Below are 22,508 nucleotides of genomic sequence, written 5' to 3'. Positions count from 1 at the left end.
GGGCATTACTCAGAGTCCTGTTCGATTTTTACGCTCTTGCGGGCTCCGCAGCTCTCGCGAACGACCAGCCGAACGGCTGTTGTCACCGTCTCCGCCTCGGCCTTGCCCGCATTAATCTGCTTGAGAAGCAGCTGCGCGCCGCGGCGGCCAATGCCCTGCGGATCGACCGAGACCGTCGTAAGCGCAGGAACCGCCGCCTGAGCCTCGATGACGTCGTCGAAACCCACGACCGCGAAGTCGGAGCCGGGCTCCAGACGGCGCGCACGCAATCCGTCACAAACACCGAAGGCGACGGCATCGTTGAAGCAGACGGCTGCCGTGGGTTTGTCGGCAAGAACGATTGCCTTTCCGATCGCCTCCACCCCGCCGGCGCGCGAAGGCGCGGACGAGATGACAAGTTCTTGGTGATAGTCGAGCCCGGCTGCCTCCATGCCGCTTCGGTAACCGGCAAGGCGGTCGTCGAAGACAGCGGTGTCAGGAAAGCCGCCGAGAAAAGCGATGCGCTTGTGACCGAGATCCGCCAGGTGCTTGACGGCGGACATCATTCCCGCCTGGTTGTCGGAGACGACGGACGAAACTTTGGCGCCAGGCAGGTTTCGCACGACCACCACGACAGGGATCCCCGCGGCGACAAGCGGCTTGAAGTCTGCGGCATCGGTGGCGCGCGCCGGCGACACGATGAGCCCCGAGATGCCATGTTCTCGCATCGAAGCGACAACCTCGCGCTGCCTGTCGATGCTCTCGCTGGTGTTCGACAGGAATTGCACGAAACCGGCCGACTGAACGACCATATCGACGCCGACCGCCAGTTCCGCAAAGAAGCTGTTTGTCAGGTCATTGACGACGACCCCGACGATCCGCGAATTGGCGCCGGCCTGTCGAAGATTGGCTGCGCCGCGATTGTAGACGTAACCCAGTTCGCGCATCACGGCATTGACCTTGGACCGCGTCCCCTCATTGACCAGGGAGGAGCCCTGAAGCACCAGCGAAACCGTCGATTTCGAGACGCCGGCGGCCTTCGCGATATCGATGACGGTTACCCGCGCCTTTGTCATTTCCCCTCCCGACTGCCAACGTCGACGATCGATAAATATTTGGAACGTTCCAATTTTGTCAAGTGAAAATTCGCGCCGGTGCAGTTCGCGCTCACGTTTTAGGCAAATTTTTCTGGCGCCGCCCGGGGCGGTCAGCACTGGGAAAATTGGAACGTTCTAAATTTTGGCCAAGCAGGAAAACGTCCGCCGATATTCTCGGGTACGAGAAAGCTACGTTTTTCTGCGATAGCACGCGGCCAATCGGGGGCTGGCATTTTTCAGGACATCGACTACAAGTCGAAATGAGGCGCTGCCAAAGAGCGATTGTGACCTGAGTATATTCGTCAAACCTACCGAGATTTTTTATGCAAATTTTTAAAGCTTTTCGCGCTCGTCGTCCCATTTGCGCAGCGACATTGGGACTTCTATTCGGTCCCGATATAGCTATGGCCTATCTCGGGAGCGGCTGGAATGCCATCGCCTACTCTATCGGCGGCGTCAGCATCTTTATCGCGCAACTCTGGTTGTTTGGCGCTCCTTCGACCGCTGCTTTTGGGTATTTGCTGATCTTTGCCTGGCGTCTGTTCGGCCTGCTGCATGGCTATCGCACGGCAAAGAAGATGTCAGCAGACACCGTGTTTCCTTGGTACTCACGGTGGTATAGCCTTGCCCTGATCTTTTTGATTGCACCGCTCGCCTTGGCGATGCTGCTTCGCAGTTTGGTCTTGGAGCCGTTCACGATACCGGCGAGCTCCATGCTGCCTACCTTGCGGAGCGGCGACTACACGTTCGCGCAAAAATATGTTTACGGATATAGCCGCTATTCGTTCCCTTACGGGCTTGGACCGGATCATCGCATATTCGGACATGGACCGGAGCGAGGAGACGTCGTCATATTCCGGACGCCAATGGACCCGAGGGTCGATTACGTGAAACGCGTCGTCGGCCTGCCGGGCGACCGCATTCAGATGAAATCCGGTATTCTCTATTTGAACGGTACCGCAGTTGAGCGAGAACCGGCGGGTGACTTCACCTATCAAGCAGAAACAGCGCATGCGTTCAAAGAGATGCTGCCGTCCGGCCGCAGCTATACGATCATTGAATCAATGGACGACGGCCGCGGCGACAATACCAGGGAATTCGTTGTCCCCGAGGGGCATTATTTCGTGCTGGGCGACAATCGTGACAACAGCCGGGATAGCCGCTTCGATATGGGGTTTATCCCAGATGACAATATATATGCGAAGGCAGCGCTCGTGCTTTTCAATTCCGAGGATGGATCGCGGCAGATGTCGTGGATCCAATAGCCCTGAGGCAGAAATTTTTGCGACCAGGCCGGTAAAGAGCATGAACAGATGAAACTACGCGCTGAACTGATCGCTCTGCCGCCACGCCAACAAGCACGGCGCTGGGCAGCCGTCGCCGCATCTCTGGTCATCACGTGCTGAACCCCACGCGCCGGAGGCCGAGCCGCCTTGGCGGCAATCCGCACCTGGGGTGATGGTGGAGTCCTGAGCGGCCGATACATCTCCGATCTCGTCTATAGCGACGAGGAGCACGGGACGCTTCGCCAGTTCTCCGAGGCGGCCGGAAAGCCCAGCGAAGACGCCTGGAATGCGCTCACGACGGCAGTCATGTACGTTGCCTGCTTGTTTATCAGGAGACCGGCGAACCCATGCTGAGTGACGCCAACGAGGTGGGCGAGGATAGTCTTGATTTTCTGCACGAGCAGCTCGCCCAACTCAGCTAAATGACACAGAATCTCGGCGCACTCTTGCTGGAATTGCTCTCAAGGAACTCCCGACGATAGCCATTAGCGAAACTTTATCGTTTCTGACGAATGCTAAGGATACGTGCAAGGCGCCAGATCTGAAGCAGGGCCGGATGATGTCACACTCGTTTGAATCCATTCTGGAGAGCCTGCCTCAGGGCATTGTTCTGCTTGATCCTGCCGGTACGGTGACGGCTTTCAATTCGCGCACGCTTGATATTCTCGGTCTTCCGCACGGCGCTATCCGCAAAGGCATGAATATCGACGGATTGCCGGGCACCGCAGACTGCCGTGCAGTGGCATCCCGGCGGACGATGGCCGGTGGACCGCCCACATCCCAGTTTGCCCTTTCCGACGGAGGGATGGTCTCATTGACCTGCGCGCCGTCGAAGGATGGAGGCTGGATCCTCAGCTACGAAGACATCTCGACCCTCATTCGCGTCGAAGACAGCCTGACTGAGCAACATCGCCGGTTCGACGCAGCCCTCAGCAACATGCCGCATGGGCTGTGCATGTTCGATTCGTCAAAGAATCTCATTCTATGCAACGCCTCCTATGCACGGATGTACAATCTGCCGGACCTGCTGACGCAACCGGGAACGCCACTTGTGGATATCCTGGCCTATCGCAGCCGGGAGGGAAATGGGCCGGCCGATACCGCCGCCTATTTTGACGTGGTCTTCGAAGCGACAGCACGCGGTGCGCCGGCCAGCCAGAACATCGTCCTGGCCGATGGACGCGTTATCAAGATCACCCACAATCCGATGCAAACGGGTGGATACGTGGCCACGCATGAGGACGTGACAAAGACCGTGCGACTTGCCGAAGAGCTGCGCCGGCATCACGATCAGCTCGAAGCGACGGTTAAGAGCCGCACGGCGGAAGTCGAGCGGCAGGCGCGGGAACTCGAGCGCATGCTGGCGCAGGAGCGCAACATCAACGAATTGCAGCGGCAATTCGTGGCGATGGCATCCCATGAATTCAGGACCCCGCTTGCCATCATCGACGCTGCTGCCCAGCGGCTGCTGCGAAAAAGGGGGGCGGTCGAGCCCGAATTTCTCAGCGACAAGGTCGATCAAATCCGCGCATCGGTGACCCGGATTGTCGATCTTATGGAGAGCATCCTGTCAGCCGGACGCCTTGATACCGGCAAGATCGATATCAACTACGACGCCTGCGCATTGAGATCATTGATAAAAACATGTTGCGAGCGGCAATCGACGATCGCAAAATCGCACAGCTTTGTGTTGGATATCGACGGCCTGCCGGAGTTCATCGATGCCGATCCCCGGACTTTGGGACAGGTCTTTACCAACCTGCTTTCCAATGCCGTCAAATACGCGCCTGGAACCTCCGAAATTCGCGTCACCGCATGGGCGGAGACGGGAAACGTCAAAGTTTCGATCAGTGATGATGGTGTGGGGATCGATGCCGAAGACGTGCCCCGGCTGTTCCAGCGCTATTTTCGTGCCCGGACTTCGACCGGGATTGCCGGAACCGGTATCGGCCTCAATCTGGTGAAGCAGATCATCGAACTGCACAACGGCTCGATAGAGGTTCGAAGCGCAAGAGGATGCGGATCGACATTCACCGTAACTCTTCCGATCAAGAGAAGTGGTAACGCTTCCGCGACCAATGACGCTGCCTGACGTTTCAGGATTGCTGTCCTGCTTGTCTACCCTATCCTTCTCACAATAGAGGAGGATCATGCCATGGCTTTCATTCACACCCCCAACGCATCCGCCAGCGAGAAGACGACGTCGATGTATGCGTCGGCCGAGGCGAATTATGGTTATCTGCCGAACATGTATCGGGCCTTCGGCCATCGGCCGGAGGTGATGGAGAGCTGGGCGGCGCTGCTTTCGAGCATTCGCGGCCATATGAGCTTGCGGCGCTACGAACTGGTAACGCTGGCGGCGGCCAAGGAGCTCAAATCCTCCTATTGCATGCTGGCGCACGGCTCGGTGCTGCTGCGCGAGGGTTTCACCAGCGACGGGCTGACGGCTGTTGTCAACGAGACGGAGAAGGCGCCGATCGATGCCGGCGAACGCGCGATCATGGCTTTTGCCGCCAAGGTGGCGCGCGATGCGACGTCGGTGACCCAGCAGGACATCGACGGGCTGAAGAAACACGGGCTGAGCGACGCCGATGTCTTCGACGTCACGGCAGCGGCAGCGGCCCGGTGTTTCTTCTCGAAAATGCTGGATGCGCTGGGCGCTGTACCCGACCACGCTTATATGGAGCGGCTGGAGCCGAATGTGCGAAAGGCGCTCAGCGTCGGCCGGGAAGTCGAGCGGCCTCTGGCGCCGTCACCGTCTCGCTCGCAATGATGCGATGACGGAGGTGCCAGGACGCCTGGTCCTGCCGCCCCTACTCCTGCGGTTTGTCCGCAAAATGCCGGATCGCAAATTCGGCGATATTCTGGCTCGACCGATCGGCATCGTCGAGCAGCGAGGGAAACAGCTGCCATTGATGGGGCATGCCCGGCCAGACCTCGGTGGTGACATCCACGCCCGCCTGGCGCGCCTTGTCGGCGAGCCGCAGCGTGTCGTCCAGCAGGACTTCGCCGGAGCCGACCTGCAGCAGCAGCGGCGGAAAGCCGGCCATATCAGCATAAAGCGGCGACGCCTGGGGATCCGCCGGAGATCGGCTGCCGAGATAGGTCTTGCGCAAGCCCTCGATTGACATCTTGCTGACCAGCGGATCGCTTTCGGCATTCGATGTCATCGAGCCGCCCGTCGCGGCAAGATCGGTGATGGGACTGAGTGCAATCACCGCCGCCGGCAGCGGTTTCGCCGCCCGCATCTGCCGCAGCACCGTCTCGATCGCAATATTGCCGCCGGCGCCGTCTCCCGCCACGATGACATTCTCGCTCCGGTAGCCATTATCGAGAAGCCAGCGATAGGCGGTCAGCGCGTCGTTGATCTGCGCGGGATAGCCATATTCGGGCATCAGCCGATAATCAATGAGAAGAACGTCGCTGGATGCGGCCTTGGCGAGCGAGCCGGCAAGCAGGCTATGTGTGCGAATGGAGCCGCTGGAAAAGCCGCCGCCATGAATATAGAGGATCACCCTTTGGCCGATCGGGTGATGAAGGCGGGCAGGCCACATCAGCTCGGCGTCGACGCCGTCGGCATCGACCTGCCGCACCTGAATGCGCGTCGGCCCCGGCGTCGTCTCCATCAGCGTCCTGAAGGCCGTTCGCCGCTGCTGCAGGCTATCGGCGCCGGCAAAGTGATCTTTCCAGAGGCCGACAAGTTTTTCGACCTGTTCGCGCGAGGCCGGGCTTTGCGGCCCAATGTCCCGCCCGACCACCGTCGAGGCCAGCAGCGTCAGCGCAGCCAAAGCGGGGAATAGACATTTGAGCCGCTTTGGGGCTCTTCGAATATCAGCTGGCAAAATCCGACCGTTCATCAACCGCTCCCGACGATACTGGCCATGCGGCATCTTTGGCCGGTTCGTCCACCGGAGTCAAAAGGGTGACAGGCGCGAACCCCAAGCTTTTTCATTCCACGAACATTGCCGCACCCGTCCGGGCCTGGGTGCGGTCGATGCCGCCTTGAGGGCCGTCCACATCAGGCGGCTGCTCGATGACGGAGATAGGGCGGATCCTCTGGACGTCCCCTCCGCTCTGCCTGGAATGAAAGTCGGCAGCTGCCCGTTCCCTGTGGATTCGTCAGACTGCTCTTAAAAAATTGAACAATGGCTGCCTGCACGGCTTGCCATTTGCCGCGCTTCTGTCGGAAATGGACGACGTGCCTGGCTGTCCCCTACCCCCGGCGCCTCGTCTTGCTTGTGAGTGAAGGATACAGATGACCACCATTTACCTTGCCGGCCCGGAAGTCTTTCTTCCGGATGCCATGCCCATCATGGCCGAGAAACGCCGATTGGCGCGCCAGTTCGGCTTCGAGCCGACTGGTCCCGGCAGCGACGAAAACCAGACGCCGGTGAAGCGGACGGCCGCAGAGATCTACGCACGCAACGACGACGCCATGCGTCGAGCCGAGATCTGCCTTGCCAACATCACTCCTTTTCGAGGCGTCAGCGCCGATCCGGGTACCGTCTACGAGATCGGCTTCATGATTGCGCTGGGAAAACCGGTCTTTGCCTATACCAATCACTCCGACGACTATGGTCTGCGTGTTCGCTCGATCTGGTATGCGGGACTCGATATCGATGAGACGAGCGGGCGCCCACGCGGACCGGATGGCATTGCGATCGAAAATCACGGGATGGCCGACAACCTGATGATCGACGGAGGGGTCGAGGCGACGGGAGGCAAGGTGTTTCGTGCGGCCGCACTCCCGGCGGATCCTGCCCGCGACCTGGCGGTTTATTTTGAAGCGCTTCAGACGATCGCCGGCATGCGTGCAGATGGCAGTCAACTTGACGGATCGCGCTGACGGCGCCGATTTCTTCCCTGTCAACGCTTCTCGCTGATATCAGAGAGCTTGGTCCGCCAGCATGTTTGCGAGCGAGAAGAGGACCGGCCGTTCGGGAGCGATAATCGAAGAGCAGCATGCAAGCGCCGAAAAGGCTCACCGCCTGGCGCCCGCTCGCCTTGCTTGCGGCAAATTAGCATTCGCCTTACGCCTTTCATGGCCTAGATCTAGGTTCGATCACCACCATGAAGAGGCGAGCATGTCCATCAAGTCCATCTGCATCTATGGCGCTGGCGCGCTCGGCGGCGCTATCGCCGCCAAGCTTGCACGCCAGGCCGGAAACGACGCCACCATCTCCGTCGTCGCGCGCGGGGCACATCTCGACGCCATCCGCGACAACGGTCTCAGCCTGCGCGAAGCCGATGCGGAAAGGCCGCTCAATGTCCGCCTCACCGCGACCGACGATCCCATGACATTGCCGCCACAGGATCTCGTCATCACCGGCCTCAAGGGGCATCAGCTGGCACCCGCTGCCGAAGGCATTGCAGGCCTCCTCAAGGAGGGCACCCGCGTCGTCATGATCCTCAACGGCATCCCGTGGTGGTATTTTCACCGCGATACCCAGAGCCGGCATGCCGAGCTGCAGTTCGATGAGCTCGATCCCGGCGGCAGGCTGTGGCGGTTGATCGGGCCGGAACGCGTCATCGGCTGCGTCGCTTATCAAGGCGCTGAAGTGATCAATCCTGGCGAGATCCAGCTTTCCCACAACGGCCGCTTCGTGCTCGGCGAGCCCTCCGGCGACATCTCGCCCGATCTCGGGGCGATCGCCGCGGTGCTGACCGGCGCCGGTCTCAGCATTACGACGACAGCTGATATCCGCGGCGAGATCTGGAGCAAGCTGATGGGCAACGCCGCCTTCAACCCGATCAGCGCGCTGACCAGGGCGCTGATGACCGACATCATGGCGGATCCCGCCCTTTCGGCTATGGTCGGCAAGGTGATGAGTGAGGTCCGCGCCGTCGGCGAGGCCTTGGGTGCGCGGTTCAGCATGACCGTCGAGCAGCGGTTGGAACAATCGCGCCATATCGGCGGCGTGCGCACATCGATGCTGCAGGATCTGATCGGCGGCAAGGCGCTCGAAATCACGCCGCTGGTCGGCATGGTGGTGGCGCTCGGACGCCTGAGCGCCGTGCCGACGCCGGTTTCGGAAACGATCCTGGCGCTGGTGACGCAGTTGGATCGGGAAAACCAGCGCGGCGGCTGATTGCGGAGCAAGGGCGGCCGGGAAAACCCGGCCGTCTTCGCTTACTTTCCAACCTGCTCGGCCCAGTTCGGCGCCTTGCCGCCGCCATCGAGGAAGGTCATGGCCATATTCGCCATCAGGGGCGAGGCGAAGGTCTCGTAGTGGGTGAGATCGGGCAGGATCGCCAGCCGGTTCTTCGACATGTTTTCCCGCATCCAGCCCGCATCGCGCAGACCGCCGCCGAGCTTGTGGTAGAAGTCGATCATATGCTCGGGCCGGATCATGTCGGCATCGCCATAGATCAGCATGACCGGCATGGTGAGCTTGGCGACGGCATCGCTATAGTCGATGGGTTCGCGCATCAGCGCGCCCATGGCGTCGAGCAGCTTCGGAAATTCCGAAACGTCAGGCGCCACCGCCTTGTAGGAGAGGAACATCGGCGTGTCCTTCATCATGTCGGCCATACCGGCGCCGACGGCCGCCTGCTGCGGCAGCATCTCCGGGAAGAAGCCGTTCTGCGCATAGGGTGCCGAGAGTATCACCAGCCGGCGCACCTGGTCGGGCGCATTTGCCGCCATGTTCAACGCCACCCCGCCGCCGAAGGAATAGCCGAAGACGTCGAGCTTGTCGTAACCGAGCTGCTTCACCAGGATTGCGAGATCGGCGCCGATGGCCGGAAGCTCGATCGGCCGCTTGCCGAGCGGGGTGCGGCCATGGCCCTGCAGATCGACGGCGATCACCTGCCGGTGGTCGGTGAAAACAGGCATGACCGGAGCGAACATCTCGATCTGCCCGAGGCCGCCGTGAAGCAGCAGCAGCGGCTCGCCCTCGCCGCGAATCTCGTAATAATAATCGATGCCGTTGACGGGCAGACTCCCCTTCCTGACAATCGGCGCTGCAGCCTTCTTCTCCTCGATAACAGGCGTGCTGCTGTCGGCGCCTGATATATCGGGCGCGGCCAGGAATGCGGCGGCCGTTGCGATCATCGAAATCAGCGTCATCTTTGACATGTCCTTGCTCCGATTGCATCGATACCGCAAGGACGGCGGCGCTCATGTCTTTCCGACACCGCGCTTCGAAATTTCTCGCATCGGCCTTTATGCCATTCCTATATTTTCGTGCGCGGTCCGAATGGACCAACTTTTCCTTAACTGGCATCCTGGTAAAATATCGTCGCAGAGACTTCAGACGCCACGAGACCGATGCCGAAACCGAATTTCCGCTTCACCCATTACGATCTTAGGGAACAACGCACCGGAACGATCATCGAGGTGTCGTTGAATGCGGTGAACAATGTCCGCCTGATGACGGCCCCGAATTTCCAGCGGTTCACCGAGGTTCTCGATTTCAAATATATCGGCGGCGTGGCACGCAAATCGCCGATCAAGATCGCCGTTCCGGAAAGCGGTCACTGGCATGTCATCGTCGATATGGAAGGTCATCACGGGCTTGCGGAATCCTCCGTCAAGGTGATCGCCACGCCGGCAAATCAGAAGACGCCGCGCGCCTCCTGAGGTTCGCCCGGTTTCAGCGCGGATTGCGCTCCTTGCGAAGTTTTGCCCACCATTCCAGCCGCTTGCGGATATCGCGCTCGAAGCCGCGTTCCGGCGGATCATAGAAGATCTGGCGCCCCATCTTCTCCGGGAAATAATCCTGGCCGGAAAAGGCATCCGGCTCGTCGTGGTCGTAGCGATAGCCCTCACCGTAACCCTCGCCCTTCATCAGCTTGGTCGGCGCATTGAGGATATGCTTCGGCGGCAGCAACGAGCCGTTCTGCTTTGCCGCCTGGCTTGCCGCCTTGAAGGCGGTGTAGACGGCATTCGATTTCGGGGCGGTGGCGAGATAGACGCAGGCCTGGGCCAGCGCCAGTTCGCCTTCCGGCGAGCCGAGATACTCATAGGCATCCTTGGCGGCATTGCAGATCACCAGCGCCTGCGGATCGGCAAGACCGATATCCTCCACCGCCATGCGCACCAGCCGCCGGCCGAGATAGAGCGGGTCCTCGCCGGCATCGAACATGCGGGCGAGATAATAGAGCGCGGCATCGGGATCCGAGCCGCGCACGGATTTATGCAGCGCCGAGATCAGATTGTAGTGGCCATCCTGTGCCTTGTCGTAGACCGGGGCACGGCGCTGAACGATGCGCGTCAGGCCTTCGGTATCGAAGCTTTCGCCTTCGCGCGCCGCGCGCCAGACTTCTTCGGCGAGCGTCAGCACCGCGCGGCCATCGCCGTCGGCCATGCGGATCAGGCTGGCGCGGGCATCCTCCGTCAGCGGCAGCGGCTTCTGCTCGATCGCCTCGGCACGCTTCAGCAGTTCTTCGAGGCTCTCCTCGTCATGCGACTTGAAGGTGAGCACACGGGCACGCGAGAGCAGAGCGGCGTTGAGTTCGAAGGATGGGTTCTCAGTGGTGGCGCCGACGAGGATGACGGTGCCATCCTCCATGACGGGCAGGAAACTGTCCTGCTGGGCGCGGTTGAAACGATGGATCTCATCGACGAAGAGCAGCGTCTGACGGCCGTCCATACGCCGCAAACGGGCTGTCTCGAACACCTTCTTCAGATCGGCGACGCCGGAGAAGATCGCCGATATCTGCTCGAAGGCCAGTCCCGCCTCGCCCGAGAGCAGCCGTGCCACCGTCGTCTTGCCGGTGCCGGGCGGACCCCAGAAGATCATCGAGCCAAGCGAGCCGCTTTCGATCATCCTTTTCAGCACGCCATCCTCACCGGTCAGGTGTTCCTGACCGGTGACATCGGCAAGCGTCTTCGGCCGCAGCCGGTCGGCAAGCGGCCGCCTGGCAGCGACCTCCTCCGGAACGCGCGGCGCGAAGAGATCGTTGCTCATCGGAAAAATTGCCGGATGCGCTGGCCGTCGCGCTCTATCTCGACCCGCCAGAAGCCGGGGTCGCTATCGGCGATCTCGGACAATTCGCTGGTCGACTTCACATCGGTGCCGTTGATCGAGACGATGATATCCTTCGGTTCGAAACCGAGACGGGCAGCAGGCGAATCCTCCTTCACCTCGGATACGACGACGCCCGACGATTCCGGCGGCATGCGCAGCTCGTCGGCGACACGCGGCGACAGGTTCTCGACGACGGCACCGGTAAACGGCGTGTGTCCGCCGATGGTGCGCTGGTCGCGCGGCGAGGTTTCCGGGGCACGGGCGAGCGTCAGCGGCAGTTGCTCCTCGCGGCCGTTCTCGATGACGGTGAGCTTGACTGAATTGCCGAGGCCGGCCGTCGTCAGCCGGTAGAGCAGCGCATCTGGATGCTCGACGGAAATGCCGTCGACGGCGGTGACGATCTCGCCGGCCTTCAGCCCGGCCTTAGCCGCCGGCCCGCCTTCCGAAACCTTGACGACGAGCGCGCCGCGGGCCTTGTTCAGCCCGAGCGCCTCCGCCACCTCCGAGGTCACCGCATCGAAGCTGGCGCCGACATAGGGCCGCTCGAAGGATTTGACGCCGGCATCGGCAGACGCGAGGAAGACCTTGACCAGATTGGCAGGGATGGCGAAACCGATGCCGTTCGAGCCGCCGCCGCGCGAAAAGATCGCCGTGTTGATGCCGATCAGTTCGCCCTTCATGTTCATCAGGGCGCCGCCGGAATTGCCCGGATTGATCGATGCATCGGTCTGGATGAAGAAGCCGAACTCGTTCCTGGTCACCTGGTTGCGGGCAAGTGCTGAGACGATGCCGCTCGTCACCGTCTGGCCGACACCGAAGGGATTACCGATCGCCAGCACGAGATCACCGACCTCGACCGTATCGGAATTGCCGATCGGCAATGTCGGAAAGCTTTCCTTGGTGTCGATCTTCAGCACGGCAAGATCGACACGGTCGTCGCGCAGCACCACCTTGCAGGGGAATTCGCGGCCGTCCGAGAGGGCCACCTTTATATCGTCGGCGCCCTCGATGACGTGATTGTTGGTGACGACAGTGCCGTTCGCCTCGACGATGACGCCTGAGCCGAGCGAAGACTGCTTCTCCGAACGGTTCGGCATCTGCTGGCCGAAAAATTGCTCGAAGAAAGGGTCGCCGGCAAAGGGCGACTGCCGCCGGATGGTCTTTTCCGCATAGACATTGACGACGGCGCCCGACGTCTGTTTGACGAGCGGCGCAAAGGAGAGCTGCATCTGCATCTGGCTCTCGGGTACGGTCTTTGCCGTCTGCGCATGGGCAGCAAGCGGCAGGACGAGCATGAGAGCGAATAGTGAGACGGAGGCGCGCTTGAACAGGCCTTGCATGGGTATCCCTTTTGAATCCTCTTGAGGAACGTTTTAGAGCATGATGCCGAAAAGTGTGAGCGGTTTTCGGACGACATCATCCTCTAACTATCTAATTGCGGACAGAATTCAGATTTTAGGCGGAACCGGCCTAAAATCCTGTTCTGCGGCCCGACGCTAGAAAGGAAAGAGGGCGGAAGCATGGAAGAACAAGGCAAGACGGCGTCTTGCAAACGGGTTGAAGTCAGTGTGAATTTGATTCAGGAAGATTGGCCATGCAACTGATATTAAAAGCCAAAAGCTGGGCGAAGTCACTGAAGCGTGACATCGTTGCCCTATGGCTTGCCGCCCGCGATCCCCGCGTGCCGTGGCATGCCAAAGCGGTGGCCGGCGCCGTTGCCGCCTACGCGCTGTCGCCCATCGATCTCATCCCCGATTTCATCCCCATCCTCGGCTATCTCGACGATCTTTTGATCGTGCCGCTCGGTATCATGCTGGCGATCCGGCTTGTGCCAGTAGAGGTGATCAACGAGCTTCGTACGGAGGCGACAAGGCGCACCGAGCGTCCCTCCAGCCGGGTCGGACTGATCTTCATCCTTGCCGTCTGGCTCATCTGCATCATCTTCCTGGCTCTGGCACTGCGGAAGCTAGCCTGAGCGGCAGCAATAGGAACATATGAATGATCACGACAAGAACGACGACAGCGGCCCTCGGCTTAGCGATCCTGCTGATCGCAGCGAACCTGGCACAGGCAGCAAGCTTCGATTGCGATGCGAAAGAATTGAAGCCGGATGAAAAAGCGATCTGCGACAACCGCGCACTCAACGACGCCGATGTGAAGATGGTGACGACTTTCGAGCTGCTCTCCGGCCTGCTGGCGATGGGTTCGCGCGGAACATTGCAGGACGAACAGACGGCCTGGCTGAAGAAACGGCAGGAATGCGGGGCAGATGCAACTTGCATCAAGGCTGCCTATGACGAGCGGCTGAAGCAGCTCGGCGAGTCTTATAAAAACATCAACCGGCCGCTCTAGAACAGTATGATTTTAGGCCGGGTCGGCCTAAAATCTGAATCCTGTTCTACAATATATAGCGAGAGCATGATGTTGTCCGAAAACCGCTCACACTTTTCGGCATCATGCTCTGAAGCGACCGGTTGGAAGAGCAGCTGACTCTTAATCAGCGGGTCGTAGGTGCGACGACCTACCGCGCGTTCAGATCCCGCACGGCGCCGCGATCGGCGCTCGTTGCGAAGGCGGCGTAGGCCTTCAGCGCGGTCGTGACGTTCCGCTTGCGCACTTCAGTGGGATACCAGCCCTTGGCGTCCTGCTCGGCGCGGCGGGCGGCGAGTTCGGTCTCGCTGACACGCAGGCTGATCGTGCGGTTGGGGATGTCGATATCGATCATATCACCTTCGCGCACCAGACCGATCGTGCCGCCATTTGCCGCTTCCGGCGAAGCGTGGCCGATCGAGAGGCCGGAGGTGCCGCCGGAGAAGCGGCCGTCGGTGATGAGCGCGCAGGCCTTGCCGAGGCCCTTCGACTTCAGATAGCTCGTCGGATAGAGCATTTCCTGCATGCCTGGTCCGCCCTTCGGGCCTTCGTAGCGGATGACAACGACGTCGCCGGCCTTCACCTCGTTGGCAAGGATCGCCTTGACCGACGAATCCTGGCTTTCGAAAACGCGGGCGGGGCCGGAGAACTTCAGGATCGATTCATCGACGCCGGCGGTCTTGACGATGCAGCCGTCGATCGCAAGGTTGCCCTTGAGCACGGCAAGGCCGCCATCCTTGGAGAAGGGATGCTCGACCGAGCGGATGACGCCGTTCTCGCGATCGGTGTCGAGATCGTCCCAACGGGCTTCCTGGCTGAAGGCGACCTGGGTCGGGATGCCGCCGGGTGCGGCACGATAGAAGTTGCGCACGGTTTCGCTGTTGGTGCGGGTGATATCCCAGCGATCGATCGCATCGCCCAGCGTCTCGGCATGGACCGTCGGGCAATCGCGGTTCAAGAGACCGCCCTTGTCGAGTTCGCCGAGGATCGACATGATGCCGCCGGCGCGATGGACGTCTTCCATATGAACATCGCTCTTGGCGGGTGCGACCTTCGACAGGCACGGCACGCGGCGCGACAGCGCGTCGATATCGGCCATAGTGAAATCGATCTCGCCTTCATGGGCGGCGGCAAGAATGTGCAGGACCGTATTGGTGGAACCGCCCATGGCGATGTCGAGCGTCATGGCGTTCTCGAAGGCTTGCTTGGAGGCAATGGTGCGCGGCAGTGCCTTGACGTCATCCTGCTCGTAATAACGGCGGGCGAGATCGACAATCAGATGACCGGCCTCGACGAAGAGGCGCTTTCGGTCGAGATGGGTGGCAAGCGTCGAGCCGTTGCCGGGCAGTGACAGGCCGAGGGCTTCCGTCAGGCAGTTCATCGAATTGGCAGTGAACATGCCGGAGCAGGAACCACAGGTCGGACAGGCCGAGCGTTCGATGGTCTGGACGTCCTCGTCGCTGATCTTGTCATCGGCTGCGGCAACCATGGCGTCGACGAGGTCGAGTGCATGGGTCTTGCCGTGCATCACGACCTTGCCGGCTTCCATCGGACCGCCCGAGACGAAGACCGTCGGGATATTGAGGCGCAGCGAAGCCATCAGCATGCCGGGGGTGATCTTGTCGCAGTTGGAGATGCAGACCATGGCGTCGGCGCAATGGGCATTGACCATGTATTCGACGCTGTCGGCGATGAGCTCACGCGAGGGCAGCGAATAAAGCATGCCGTCATGGCCCATGGCGATACCGTCATCGACGGCGATCGTGTTGAACTCCTTGGCAACACCGCCGGCCGCCTCGATCTCGCGGGCAACGAGCTGGCCAAGGTCCTTCAGGTGCACATGGCCGGGCACGAACTGAGTGAAGGAATTCACCACAGCGATGATCGGCTTGCCGAAATCCGAATCCTTCATGCCCGTCGCACGCCAAAGGCCGCGGGCGCCCGCCATGTTGCGGCCATGGGTCGTGGTTCTGGAACGGTAAACTGGCATCGGTGTCTTCCTCAACGTGTCGGAATTATCAGGCGAAGCCGGGCGGCATGGAGCCTGCGGGCCGGGCAAACGCTGCTTTTTGGAATTGTCCTAATCCAATCGACGGGGGCTGTCACTACCGGGAAGCCCAAATCCGGTACGCCGGGGAGAAGCGCCATGAGGCCCATCGATCATATACGGTTCGACGCGACGTTTTGTTACAGTCTATTCCATCACGACCGAACACAAAAAATTGGCTTCCCGTCAGCAATATTCAAGGCTTAGACACTAATCTAGTGCCCGTCCACAAACGGTAAACCACTGAAATTATTGGAGGAATAGCGATATTGCGACGGGCAAAGCCCGGCGGTTTCAGGTATACTTTAGATCAAGCCATTGATTCTAAAGACAAACCCGCAACCGCCGGAGCCGACAATGCGCCAAGAACGCACCGTCCAAGCCAATATATTCGATCTTTTCGCCGAACACGAGATCGGCCGCGAGCTGAAAGCCATGTCGCAATGGCTGGATGAGCATCGTGATCTGCTCGGGCTGGTAGCGCAGGACCTGCGCCGCCACGGCGTCAAGGAGACCGGCCGCGAGGGCCTGCCGGCGGAGGCCGTGCTGCGTTGCGCCCTGCTCAAACAACACCGTCAGTTGAGTTATGAGGAGTTGGCCTTTCATCTGGAAGATTCCGCCTCGTTCCGGGCCTTTGCCCGGCTGCCGTGGGGGTGGAACCCGAAGAAGTCGGTCTTGCACAAGACGATCAGCGCGATCCGGGCCGGGACCTTTGAAGCGATCAATCGCGTGCTGTTGACGAGCGCCCGGCAGGACAAGGTGGAACGCGGCAAGGTCGTGCGCATCGACAGCACCGTCACTTCGGCGCTGATGCACGAACCGAGCGACAGTAGTCTTTTGTGGGACTGCGTGCGGGTGATGGTGCGGCTGTTGCAGCAGGCGGCTTCCTTGGGCAGCGCCATCTCATGGCACGATCACTGCCGCGCGGCGAAGAAGCGATCCCGGGCGATCCAATTTACCCGCGGTCGTCCGAAACGAGTTCAGCACTATCGCGCGCTGCTCAGGATCACGCGCACCACCTTGAGCTATCTCGAACAGGCGGCGGCGCAACTGCCCTTGGCGGCGGGCCCGGCGGTCGAACTCTGGCAGGCCCAACTCCGCCACTATAAGCCGCTGATCGAACGGATCATCGCCCAGACCGAGCGGCGGGTCCTGGCCGGCGAGGCGGTGCCGGCTGGCGACAAGCTGGTCAGTTTGTTCGAGCCGCATGCCGACATCATCGTCAAAGGCAGCCGCGACGTCGAGTATGGCCATAAGATCAATTTGACCACCGGCACAAGCGGGCTGATCCTCGACCTCGTCGTCGAAACCGGCAACCCGGCCGACAGCGAGCGCTTGCTGCCGATGCTGGAACGCCACATCGGCATCTGGGGCGAGGCGCCGCGTCAGGCGGCGGCCGACGGCGGCTATGCCAGCCGCGATAATTTGAGCCGAGCCAAAGCCTGGGGCATCTGCGACATGGCCTTCCACAAGAAGTGCGGCCTCAGGATCGAAGACATGGTCAAGAGCCGCTGGGTCTATCGCAAGCTGCGCAACTTCCGCGCCGGCATCGAGGCCGGCATCTCCTGCCTCAAACGCGCCTACGGCTTGGGGCGCTGCACCTGGCGTGGGCTCGACCACTTCAAGGCTTATGTCTGGTCCTCGGTGGTCGCATACAATCTCGCCCTCTTCGCCCGCCTCAGGCCGACCTGACATCCCATGTCGCCAGCCAAAACCGGACCGGCGTGACGCCGGCAGTTGCCAATGCGCGCATGTCCACCAGAAATCCTGGCCGCCGCAATTAGCACCCATGAGCCACACCGCATGGCTTCAAAGCGGCCACCAAGCGGAACCCAAGTGCGCTGCAAGCTCAAGAAAACCAGCGTTTATGGACGGAAACTAATCTAGACATGCCGGCGGTTCGTTTAAGGGCTATATTTCAGGATATCCGCCGAGGAGGTTTCAACATGCCAACCTATCGCCCACCGAAGATCGCGTCATCGGAGATCACGCCGCGCCAGATCTATGTGCGCCGCCGTGAATTCCTCGGCGCGGCAGCGCTTGGCGCTATGGGGCTCTATAGCGCCGGCAAGGCGAGCGCTGCGGCCCTCTCCGCCGTTGAGAGCAAGTACAAGGTCGACGAGAAACCGACCCCGATCAAGGACGTCACGACCTACAATAATTTCTATGAGTTCGGCCTCGACAAGGGCGATCCCGCAGCTCTTTCCGGCGATTTCAAGCCGCTGCCCTGGACGATCAAGGTCGACGGCATGGTCAACAAGCCAGGCACCTTCGACCTCGAGGCGCTGATCAAGGAATTCCCGATCGAGGAGCGCACCTACCGGATGCGCTGCGTCGAGGCTTGGTCGATGGTCATCCCCTGGGACGGCTTTCCGCTGGCGTCGCTGCTCGACAAGGTGGAGCCGCTCGGTAGCGCCAAATACGTCGCCTTCGAAACCGTGGTGCGACCAGACGAGATGCCTGGGCAGAAGGGTTTCTTCCAGTCGCTCGACTGGCCCTATGTCGAGGGTCTGCGCCTGGATGAGGCACGCCATCCGCTGACGCTACTGGCCGTCGGGCTCTATGGCGAAACCCTGCCGAACCAGAACGGCGCGCCGATCCGCCTGGTCGTGCCGTGGAAATATGGCTTCAAGGGCATCAAATCGATCGTCAGGATCACGCTCACCGACCAGCAGCCGAAGAATACATGGCAGGTCACCAATCCGCAGGAGTATGGCTTCTACGCCAACGTCAACCCTGAGGTCGACCATCCGCGCTGGAGCCAGGCCAGCGAACGGCGCATCGGCGAGAGCGGCTTCTTCGGCGCGAGCCGCCATCCCACCCTGCCGTTCAACGGCTATGCCGACGAAGTCGCAAGCCTTTATGCCGGCATGGACCTGAAGGCGAATTTCTGATGGCGGAACTGTCGCTCGCCCTCCCGAAGCGCTGGCAGCCTGCCTCCGTCTGGCTGCTTTATGTCGTCGGGCTCGTGCCTGCGGCCTGGACTTTCTATCTCGGCGCGACCGACCAACTCGGCGCCGACCCTGTCAAGACTTTCGAGCTCTTCCTCGGCATCTGGACGATCCGTTTCCTGATCGCAACGCTTGCCGTCTCCCCGGCCCGCGAGCTCTTCGGCTGGAACTATCTGCGCTATCGCCGTGCGCTCGGCCTGCTGACCTTCTACTACGCGCTGATGCATTTCACAGTCTACATGGTGCTCGACCAGGCGATGGATATTCACGCCGTCATCAACGACGTGCTGAAGCGCCCCTTCATCATGTTCGGCATGGCAGGCCTTGCGATGCTCATTCCGCTGGCGCTGACATCCAACAATTTCTCGATCCGCCGGCTCGGCAAGAACTGGATCTGGCTGCATCGCCTCGTCTACATCATCGCCGCCTGCGGGGCGCTGCACTTCGCACTCTCGACCAAGATCCTCGACCTGGAGCAATATATCTATGTCGGGCTGATCATTGCGCTGATCCTCTACCGCTCCTATCGGCCGATTGCACGCAGCAGGCAGAAGGGCAAAGGGCGGACGCACAATCGCGCAGTGGCGTCGGCCTCGTGAGACGGCAGGTTTAGCCGCGAGGACGCAACGCAGTCCGGCGTGCCGGATCGAAGGCGCAGGCCGCAGCAACGCCGATTGCATAAGCCAGCATGTTCCAAAGCGAAAAGACTCGGCCAAGCAGCAGGGCGCCTGCCGTGGTCAGCCGAAACGTGTCGAGCCAGGGCGTGTGATAGAGCCGGAACAATTCCACCGAGATCGCTATGAACAGCGCCGTGACAGCAATTGCCGCCGGCCGTGACCTTGCGACAAAGAGCGCCACGAGCAGATAGACCATCGCTCCCCAGAGTGCCGATCCACCATATTTGACGACAATGAAGGGCAGATCGGCCGCATAGCCAAACCGTCTGAGCGCCAGCCCGAGCGCAATAACCGCAAGCAGGGCTATGAGACGGAGGAACTGCACTCGACGACGATTTTCAAAGACTTCGCGCAAATGAACCTGTCCTATCTGCACCTCAGCCGGTTTAACGGCTGATCTGAAAAGAAGCGCGGCGCTGTCGTGCAGAAACAAAAACAGCCGGGCTTTGCAGCCCGGCTGTTCTGTTTCCGCCGGAGCGGAGGATTTAAGCGGCGACAGCCTGCTCTTCGGCAGCGACGCGGGCCTTGTCGGCTGCGCCCTTGGCATAGGCATCGCGATCAACGAATTCGATCACGGCCATGGCGGCATTGTCGCCCTGACGGAAGCCGGCCTTCATGATGCGCAGGTAGCCGCCGTTGCGGGTGGCGTAGCGCGTTGCGATCGTGTCGAACAGCTTCGAGACGACAGCGGCATCGCGGATCTGCGAGATCGCCTGACGGCGAGCATGCAGGTCGCCGCGCTTGCCGAGCGTGACGAGCTTCTCGACGATCGGACGGATTTCCTTGGCCTTCGGCAGGGTCGTGACGATCTGCTCGTGGGTAATCAGCGAAGCCGCCATGTTGGCGAACATCGCCTTGCGGTGGCTTGCAGTTCTATTCAGCTTGCGGCCGGCTTTACCATGGCGCATTGCTATTCTCCTTTAATGCAGGTGCCCTTACGCTAAGTGGGCCTGCCGTTTCCTGGCACATGCAGGCGATCGGCCTGCTGTTTGACGGGGAAAGGCAGCCGAAAGAGCCTGCCTTTTGTTATGTTCTTGCGATCGGCGTGCGAGCGGAAAACCGCTTTACACTTTTCCTCACGCCGCTCAGTACTGGTCTTCGTAACGCTTGGCGAGATCTTCGATGTTCTCGGGCGGCCATGCCGGCACTTCCATGCCGAGGTGCAGGCCCATGGAAGCGAGAACTTCCTTGATTTCGTTCAGCGACTTGCGACCAAAATTCGGTGTGCGGAGCATTTCTGCTTCGGTCTTCTGAATGAGGTCGCCGATGTAGACGATGTTGTCGTTCTTCAGGCAGTTTGCCGAACGGACCGACAGTTCGAGTTCGTCCACCTTCTTCAGGAGAGCCGGATTGAAAGCGAGTTCGGTGACTGCTTCCTCTTCGGTTTCCTTCTGCGGCTCGTCGAAGTTGACGAAGACGCCAAGCTGATCCTGGAGGATGCGCGCCGCAAAAGCGACGGCGTCTTCGCCAGTGATCGAGCCATCGGTTTCGATGGTCATGTTCAGCTTGTCGTAGTCGAGAACCTGTCCTTCGCGGGTATTTTCAACCTTGTAGGACACCTTCTTGACCGGCGAATAGAGGCTGTCGACCGGGATGAGACCGATCGGAGCGTCTTCCGCACGATTGCGTTCGGCCGGAACGTAGCCCTTGCCGTTGTTGACGGTGAATTCCATGCGGATCTCGGCGCCCTCGTCGAGCGTGCAGATGACATGCTCGGGGTTGAGGATTTCGATATCGCCGACCGTCTGAATGTCGCCAGCCGTGACAACACCCGGGCCCTGCTTACGCACGACCATGCGTTTTGCATCATCGCCATCCATCTTGATGGCGATTTCCTTGATGTTGAGCACGATGTCCGTGACGTCTTCGCGGACGCCCGGAATCGAGGAGAATTCATGCAGCACGCCATCGATCTGCACCGCCGTGACGGCAGCACCGCGCAGCGAGGAGAGCAGAACGCGGCGAAGCGCGTTGCCGAGGGTGAGGCCGAAGCCGCGCTCCAGCGGTTCGGCAACAAGCGTCGCCCTGGTGCGCGAGCTCGAAGAGAACTCCACCTTGTTCGGCTTGATCAGTTCCTGCCAGTTCTTCTGAATCATGAGTTTGCCTTCCGTTCGTTGCCACCATCCAATCGTGGCAACCGAGCTTGAAAACCACCGGGAGCGCGCAGGCGCTCACCGGTGACGAGAGCGATGATCAGACGCGGCGCTTCTTGCGCGGACGGCAGCCATTGTGCGGGATCGGGGTCACGTCGCGGATGGACGTGATCATGAAACCCGCAGCCTGGAGCGCGCGCAGAGCCGATTCACGACCCGAACCCGGACCGCAGACTTCGACTTCCAGCGACTTCATGCCGTGCTCCTGGGCCTTCTTGGCGCAGTCTTCGGCAGCGATCTGGGCAGCGAACGGGGTCGACTTGCGCGAGCCCTTGAAGCCCTTGGCGCCAGCCGACGACCAAGCGATCGCATTGCCCTGCGCATCGGTGATGGTGATCATCGTGTTGTTGAAGGTCGAGTTGACGTGAGCGACACCCGACGAGATGTTCTTGCGCTCGCGACGGCGAACGCGGACGGCTTCCTTAGCCATGGTATTCCTTTCGTTGATCTCTTCACCGCCGTAATGCCAGCGGCTACACCGGAACGGCGCCTATATGGTCCCGCTCCAAACTCAAAAGAGGCCGGCGCAGACCGCCAGCCTCCCCACCCCGGTTTCCCGGAAATTACTTCTTCTTGCCAGCGATTGCCTTTGCCGGGCCCTTGCGGGTGCGGGCATTGGTATGCGTGCGCTGACCGCGGACCGGAAGGCCGCGGCGATGACGCAGGCCGCGGTAGCAGCCGAGGTCCATCAGGCGCTTGATGTTCATCGCGGTATCGCGACGAAGATCGCCTTCGACCTGATAGTCACGGTCGATGGCTTCGCGGATCTGAAGGACTTCTGCGTCCGTCAGCTGATGCACACGACGTTCGGCCGGGATACCGACCTTTGCGACGATTTCCTGTGCGAATTTCGGACCGATCCCGTGAATGTAGGTCAGCGCGATAACAACGCGCTTCGCAGTCGGGATGTTGACGCCAGCGATACGTGCCACGCCTGTTCTCCTTGCATTCCAGTTGCCATCCGGCAAGTGGGCTT

Annotated in this window: 22 protein-coding genes; 11 read left to right on the top strand and 11 right to left on the bottom strand. The window is 60.7% G+C overall.

Annotated features, from left to right (window positions below; genetic code table 11):
* Positions 1-5: 5 nt before the first annotated feature.
* A complete protein-coding gene (locus tag BA011_RS05030) occupies positions 6-1,055 on the bottom strand; it encodes a LacI family DNA-binding transcriptional regulator (RefSeq protein WP_065279630.1) in 1,050 nt (349 codons plus the stop codon).
* A gap of 599 nt (positions 1,056-1,654) precedes the next feature.
* Here BA011_RS05030 and lepB point away from each other — a divergent pair.
* The 3 genes from lepB to BA011_RS05010 all read left to right on the top strand — a co-directional run bounded on the left by lepB (position 1,655) and on the right by BA011_RS05010 (position 5,135).
* Positions 1,655-2,341, top strand: a complete 687-nt coding sequence (lepB, locus tag BA011_RS05025; protein WP_065282414.1) for a signal peptidase I — start codon at positions 1,655-1,657, stop codon at positions 2,339-2,341.
* Positions 2,342-2,918: 577 nt separating this feature from the next.
* The gene (locus BA011_RS05015; protein ID WP_065279628.1) at positions 2,919-4,454 is read left to right on the top strand and encodes a sensor histidine kinase; all 1,536 of its coding nucleotides are present in this window, start codon (positions 2,919-2,921) and stop codon (positions 4,452-4,454) included.
* A gap of 63 nt (positions 4,455-4,517) precedes the next feature.
* Positions 4,518-5,135: a carboxymuconolactone decarboxylase family protein gene (locus tag BA011_RS05010; protein ID WP_065279627.1), complete on the top strand. Its 618-nt coding sequence runs from the start codon at positions 4,518-4,520 to the stop codon at positions 5,133-5,135.
* Positions 5,136-5,175: 40 nt separating this feature from the next.
* Here BA011_RS05010 and BA011_RS05005 read toward each other — a convergent pair whose 3' ends face one another.
* The gene (locus BA011_RS05005) at positions 5,176-6,150 is read right to left on the bottom strand and encodes an alpha/beta hydrolase (RefSeq protein WP_186806553.1); all 975 of its coding nucleotides are present in this window, start codon (positions 6,148-6,150) and stop codon (positions 5,176-5,178) included.
* A gap of 467 nt (positions 6,151-6,617) precedes the next feature.
* Between BA011_RS05005 and BA011_RS05000 the strand changes: the two genes are divergently transcribed.
* Entirely contained in the window at positions 6,618-7,208 is a 591-nt protein-coding gene (locus BA011_RS05000) for a nucleoside 2-deoxyribosyltransferase (RefSeq protein WP_065279625.1), read from the top strand.
* Between the two features lie 238 nt (positions 7,209-7,446).
* Positions 7,447-8,451 (top strand): ketopantoate reductase family protein, encoded by a 1,005-nt coding sequence (locus BA011_RS04995; protein ID WP_065279624.1) that lies wholly within the window; start codon positions 7,447-7,449, stop codon positions 8,449-8,451.
* A gap of 41 nt (positions 8,452-8,492) precedes the next feature.
* Here the strand turns inward: BA011_RS04995 and BA011_RS04990 are convergent, their stop codons facing one another.
* Positions 8,493-9,440, bottom strand: coding sequence for an alpha/beta fold hydrolase (locus BA011_RS04990; RefSeq protein ID WP_065279623.1), 948 nt, complete (start codon positions 9,438-9,440; stop codon positions 8,493-8,495).
* Between the two features lie 192 nt (positions 9,441-9,632).
* On the opposite strand from BA011_RS04990, the gene BA011_RS04985 reads away from it, so the two are divergent.
* On the top strand, positions 9,633-9,944 hold the full coding sequence (locus BA011_RS04985) for a DUF1883 domain-containing protein (RefSeq protein ID WP_065279622.1): 312 nt from the start codon (positions 9,633-9,635) through the stop codon (positions 9,942-9,944).
* A gap of 13 nt (positions 9,945-9,957) precedes the next feature.
* On the opposite strand, the gene BA011_RS04980 is transcribed toward BA011_RS04985, so the two are convergent.
* Both BA011_RS04980 and BA011_RS04975 read right to left on the bottom strand, forming a co-directional pair.
* A complete protein-coding gene (locus tag BA011_RS04980; RefSeq protein WP_065279621.1) occupies positions 9,958-11,274 on the bottom strand; it encodes a replication-associated recombination protein A in 1,317 nt (438 codons plus the stop codon).
* Positions 11,271-12,674 carry a DegQ family serine endoprotease gene (locus BA011_RS04975; RefSeq protein ID WP_065279620.1) on the bottom strand — a complete coding sequence of 468 codons (1,404 nt, stop codon included), beginning with the start codon at positions 12,672-12,674 and terminating at the stop codon, positions 11,271-11,273. Before BA011_RS04975 ends, BA011_RS04980 begins: the two co-directional genes overlap by 4 nt.
* A 254-nt stretch (positions 12,675-12,928) precedes the next feature.
* On the opposite strand from BA011_RS04975, the gene BA011_RS04970 reads away from it, so the two are divergent.
* Both BA011_RS04970 and BA011_RS04965 read left to right on the top strand, forming a co-directional pair.
* Entirely contained in the window at positions 12,929-13,309 is a 381-nt protein-coding gene (locus BA011_RS04970) for a YkvA family protein (protein WP_065279619.1), read from the top strand.
* Between the two features lie 23 nt (positions 13,310-13,332).
* On the top strand, positions 13,333-13,686 hold the full coding sequence (locus BA011_RS04965; protein WP_065279618.1) for a lysozyme inhibitor LprI family protein: 354 nt from the start codon (positions 13,333-13,335) through the stop codon (positions 13,684-13,686).
* Positions 13,687-13,855: 169 nt separating this feature from the next.
* Here BA011_RS04965 and ilvD read toward each other — a convergent pair whose 3' ends face one another.
* Positions 13,856-15,694 carry a dihydroxy-acid dehydratase gene (gene ilvD / locus BA011_RS04960; protein ID WP_065279617.1) on the bottom strand — a complete coding sequence of 613 codons (1,839 nt, stop codon included), beginning with the start codon at positions 15,692-15,694 and terminating at the stop codon, positions 13,856-13,858.
* Between the two features lie 414 nt (positions 15,695-16,108).
* On the opposite strand from ilvD, the gene BA011_RS04955 reads away from it, so the two are divergent.
* From BA011_RS04955 to msrQ, 3 genes are all read left to right on the top strand, one after another.
* The gene (locus BA011_RS04955) at positions 16,109-17,443 is read left to right on the top strand and encodes an ISNCY family transposase (RefSeq protein ID WP_065279157.1); all 1,335 of its coding nucleotides are present in this window, start codon (positions 16,109-16,111) and stop codon (positions 17,441-17,443) included.
* 254 nt (positions 17,444-17,697) lie between these two features.
* Positions 17,698-18,645, top strand: coding sequence for a protein-methionine-sulfoxide reductase catalytic subunit MsrP (msrP, locus tag BA011_RS04950; protein WP_065279616.1), 948 nt, complete (start codon positions 17,698-17,700; stop codon positions 18,643-18,645).
* The gene (gene msrQ, locus BA011_RS04945; protein WP_065279615.1) at positions 18,645-19,301 is read left to right on the top strand and encodes a protein-methionine-sulfoxide reductase heme-binding subunit MsrQ; all 657 of its coding nucleotides are present in this window, start codon (positions 18,645-18,647) and stop codon (positions 19,299-19,301) included. Before msrP ends, msrQ begins: the two co-directional genes overlap by 1 nt.
* Positions 19,302-19,311: 10 nt before the next feature.
* Here the strand turns inward: msrQ and BA011_RS04940 are convergent, their stop codons facing one another.
* The 5 genes from BA011_RS04940 to rpsM all read right to left on the bottom strand — a co-directional run bounded on the left by BA011_RS04940 (position 19,312) and on the right by rpsM (position 22,464).
* Entirely contained in the window at positions 19,312-19,704 is a 393-nt protein-coding gene (locus tag BA011_RS04940; RefSeq protein ID WP_420493422.1) for a DUF2809 domain-containing protein, read from the bottom strand.
* Positions 19,705-19,864: 160 nt separating this feature from the next.
* The gene (gene rplQ / locus BA011_RS04935) at positions 19,865-20,287 is read right to left on the bottom strand and encodes a 50S ribosomal protein L17 (protein WP_003558556.1); all 423 of its coding nucleotides are present in this window, start codon (positions 20,285-20,287) and stop codon (positions 19,865-19,867) included.
* 177 nt (positions 20,288-20,464) lie between these two features.
* Positions 20,465-21,475: a DNA-directed RNA polymerase subunit alpha gene (locus BA011_RS04930; RefSeq protein WP_003547579.1), complete on the bottom strand. Its 1,011-nt coding sequence runs from the start codon at positions 21,473-21,475 to the stop codon at positions 20,465-20,467.
* Between the two features lie 97 nt (positions 21,476-21,572).
* Positions 21,573-21,962 carry a 30S ribosomal protein S11 gene (rpsK, locus tag BA011_RS04925; protein ID WP_003547577.1) on the bottom strand — a complete coding sequence of 130 codons (390 nt, stop codon included), beginning with the start codon at positions 21,960-21,962 and terminating at the stop codon, positions 21,573-21,575.
* Between the two features lie 133 nt (positions 21,963-22,095).
* Entirely contained in the window at positions 22,096-22,464 is a 369-nt protein-coding gene (gene rpsM, locus BA011_RS04920; RefSeq protein WP_011651425.1) for a 30S ribosomal protein S13, read from the bottom strand.
* Between the last annotated feature and the right edge of the window lie 44 nt (positions 22,465-22,508).

It is taken from the genome of Rhizobium leguminosarum (assembly GCF_001679785.1).
Taxonomy (GTDB): Bacteria; Pseudomonadota; Alphaproteobacteria; order Rhizobiales; family Rhizobiaceae; genus Rhizobium; species Rhizobium leguminosarum_R.
Note: the sequence above shows the minus strand (reverse complement) of the source record. Positions and strands in the feature narration are given on the sequence as shown.

Bases quoted from the DNA above. Each gene is read 5' to 3' on its own strand.
- BA011_RS05030 (WP_065279630.1), bottom strand. From the start codon at position 1,055: ATGACAAAGGCGCGGGTAACCGTCATCGATATCGCGAAGGCCGCCGGC.
- lepB (WP_065282414.1), top strand. From the start codon at position 1,655: ATGTCAGCAGACACCGTGTTTCCTTGGTACTCACGGTGGTATAGCCTT.
- BA011_RS05015 (WP_065279628.1), top strand. From the start codon at position 2,919: ATGATGTCACACTCGTTTGAATCCATTCTGGAGAGCCTGCCTCAGGGC.
- BA011_RS05010 (WP_065279627.1), top strand. From the start codon at position 4,518: ATGGCTTTCATTCACACCCCCAACGCATCCGCCAGCGAGAAGACGACG.
- BA011_RS05000 (WP_065279625.1), top strand. From the start codon at position 6,618: ATGACCACCATTTACCTTGCCGGCCCGGAAGTCTTTCTTCCGGATGCC.
- BA011_RS04995 (WP_065279624.1), top strand. From the start codon at position 7,447: ATGTCCATCAAGTCCATCTGCATCTATGGCGCTGGCGCGCTCGGCGGC.
- BA011_RS04990 (WP_065279623.1), bottom strand. From the start codon at position 9,440: ATGTCAAAGATGACGCTGATTTCGATGATCGCAACGGCCGCCGCATTC.
- BA011_RS04985 (WP_065279622.1), top strand. From the start codon at position 9,633: ATGCCGAAACCGAATTTCCGCTTCACCCATTACGATCTTAGGGAACAA.
- BA011_RS04980 (WP_065279621.1), bottom strand. From the start codon at position 11,274: ATGAGCAACGATCTCTTCGCGCCGCGCGTTCCGGAGGAGGTCGCTGCC.
- BA011_RS04975 (WP_065279620.1), bottom strand. From the start codon at position 12,674: ATGCAAGGCCTGTTCAAGCGCGCCTCCGTCTCACTATTCGCTCTCATG.
- BA011_RS04970 (WP_065279619.1), top strand. From the start codon at position 12,929: ATGCAACTGATATTAAAAGCCAAAAGCTGGGCGAAGTCACTGAAGCGT.
- BA011_RS04965 (WP_065279618.1), top strand. From the start codon at position 13,333: ATGATCACGACAAGAACGACGACAGCGGCCCTCGGCTTAGCGATCCTG.
- ilvD (WP_065279617.1), bottom strand. From the start codon at position 15,694: ATGCCAGTTTACCGTTCCAGAACCACGACCCATGGCCGCAACATGGCG.
- BA011_RS04955 (WP_065279157.1), top strand. From the start codon at position 16,109: ATGCGCCAAGAACGCACCGTCCAAGCCAATATATTCGATCTTTTCGCC.
- msrP (WP_065279616.1), top strand. From the start codon at position 17,698: ATGCCAACCTATCGCCCACCGAAGATCGCGTCATCGGAGATCACGCCG.
- msrQ (WP_065279615.1), top strand. From the start codon at position 18,645: ATGGCGGAACTGTCGCTCGCCCTCCCGAAGCGCTGGCAGCCTGCCTCC.
- rplQ (WP_003558556.1), bottom strand. From the start codon at position 20,287: ATGCGCCATGGTAAAGCCGGCCGCAAGCTGAATAGAACTGCAAGCCAC.
- BA011_RS04930 (WP_003547579.1), bottom strand. From the start codon at position 21,475: ATGATTCAGAAGAACTGGCAGGAACTGATCAAGCCGAACAAGGTGGAG.
- rpsK (WP_003547577.1), bottom strand. From the start codon at position 21,962: ATGGCTAAGGAAGCCGTCCGCGTTCGCCGTCGCGAGCGCAAGAACATC.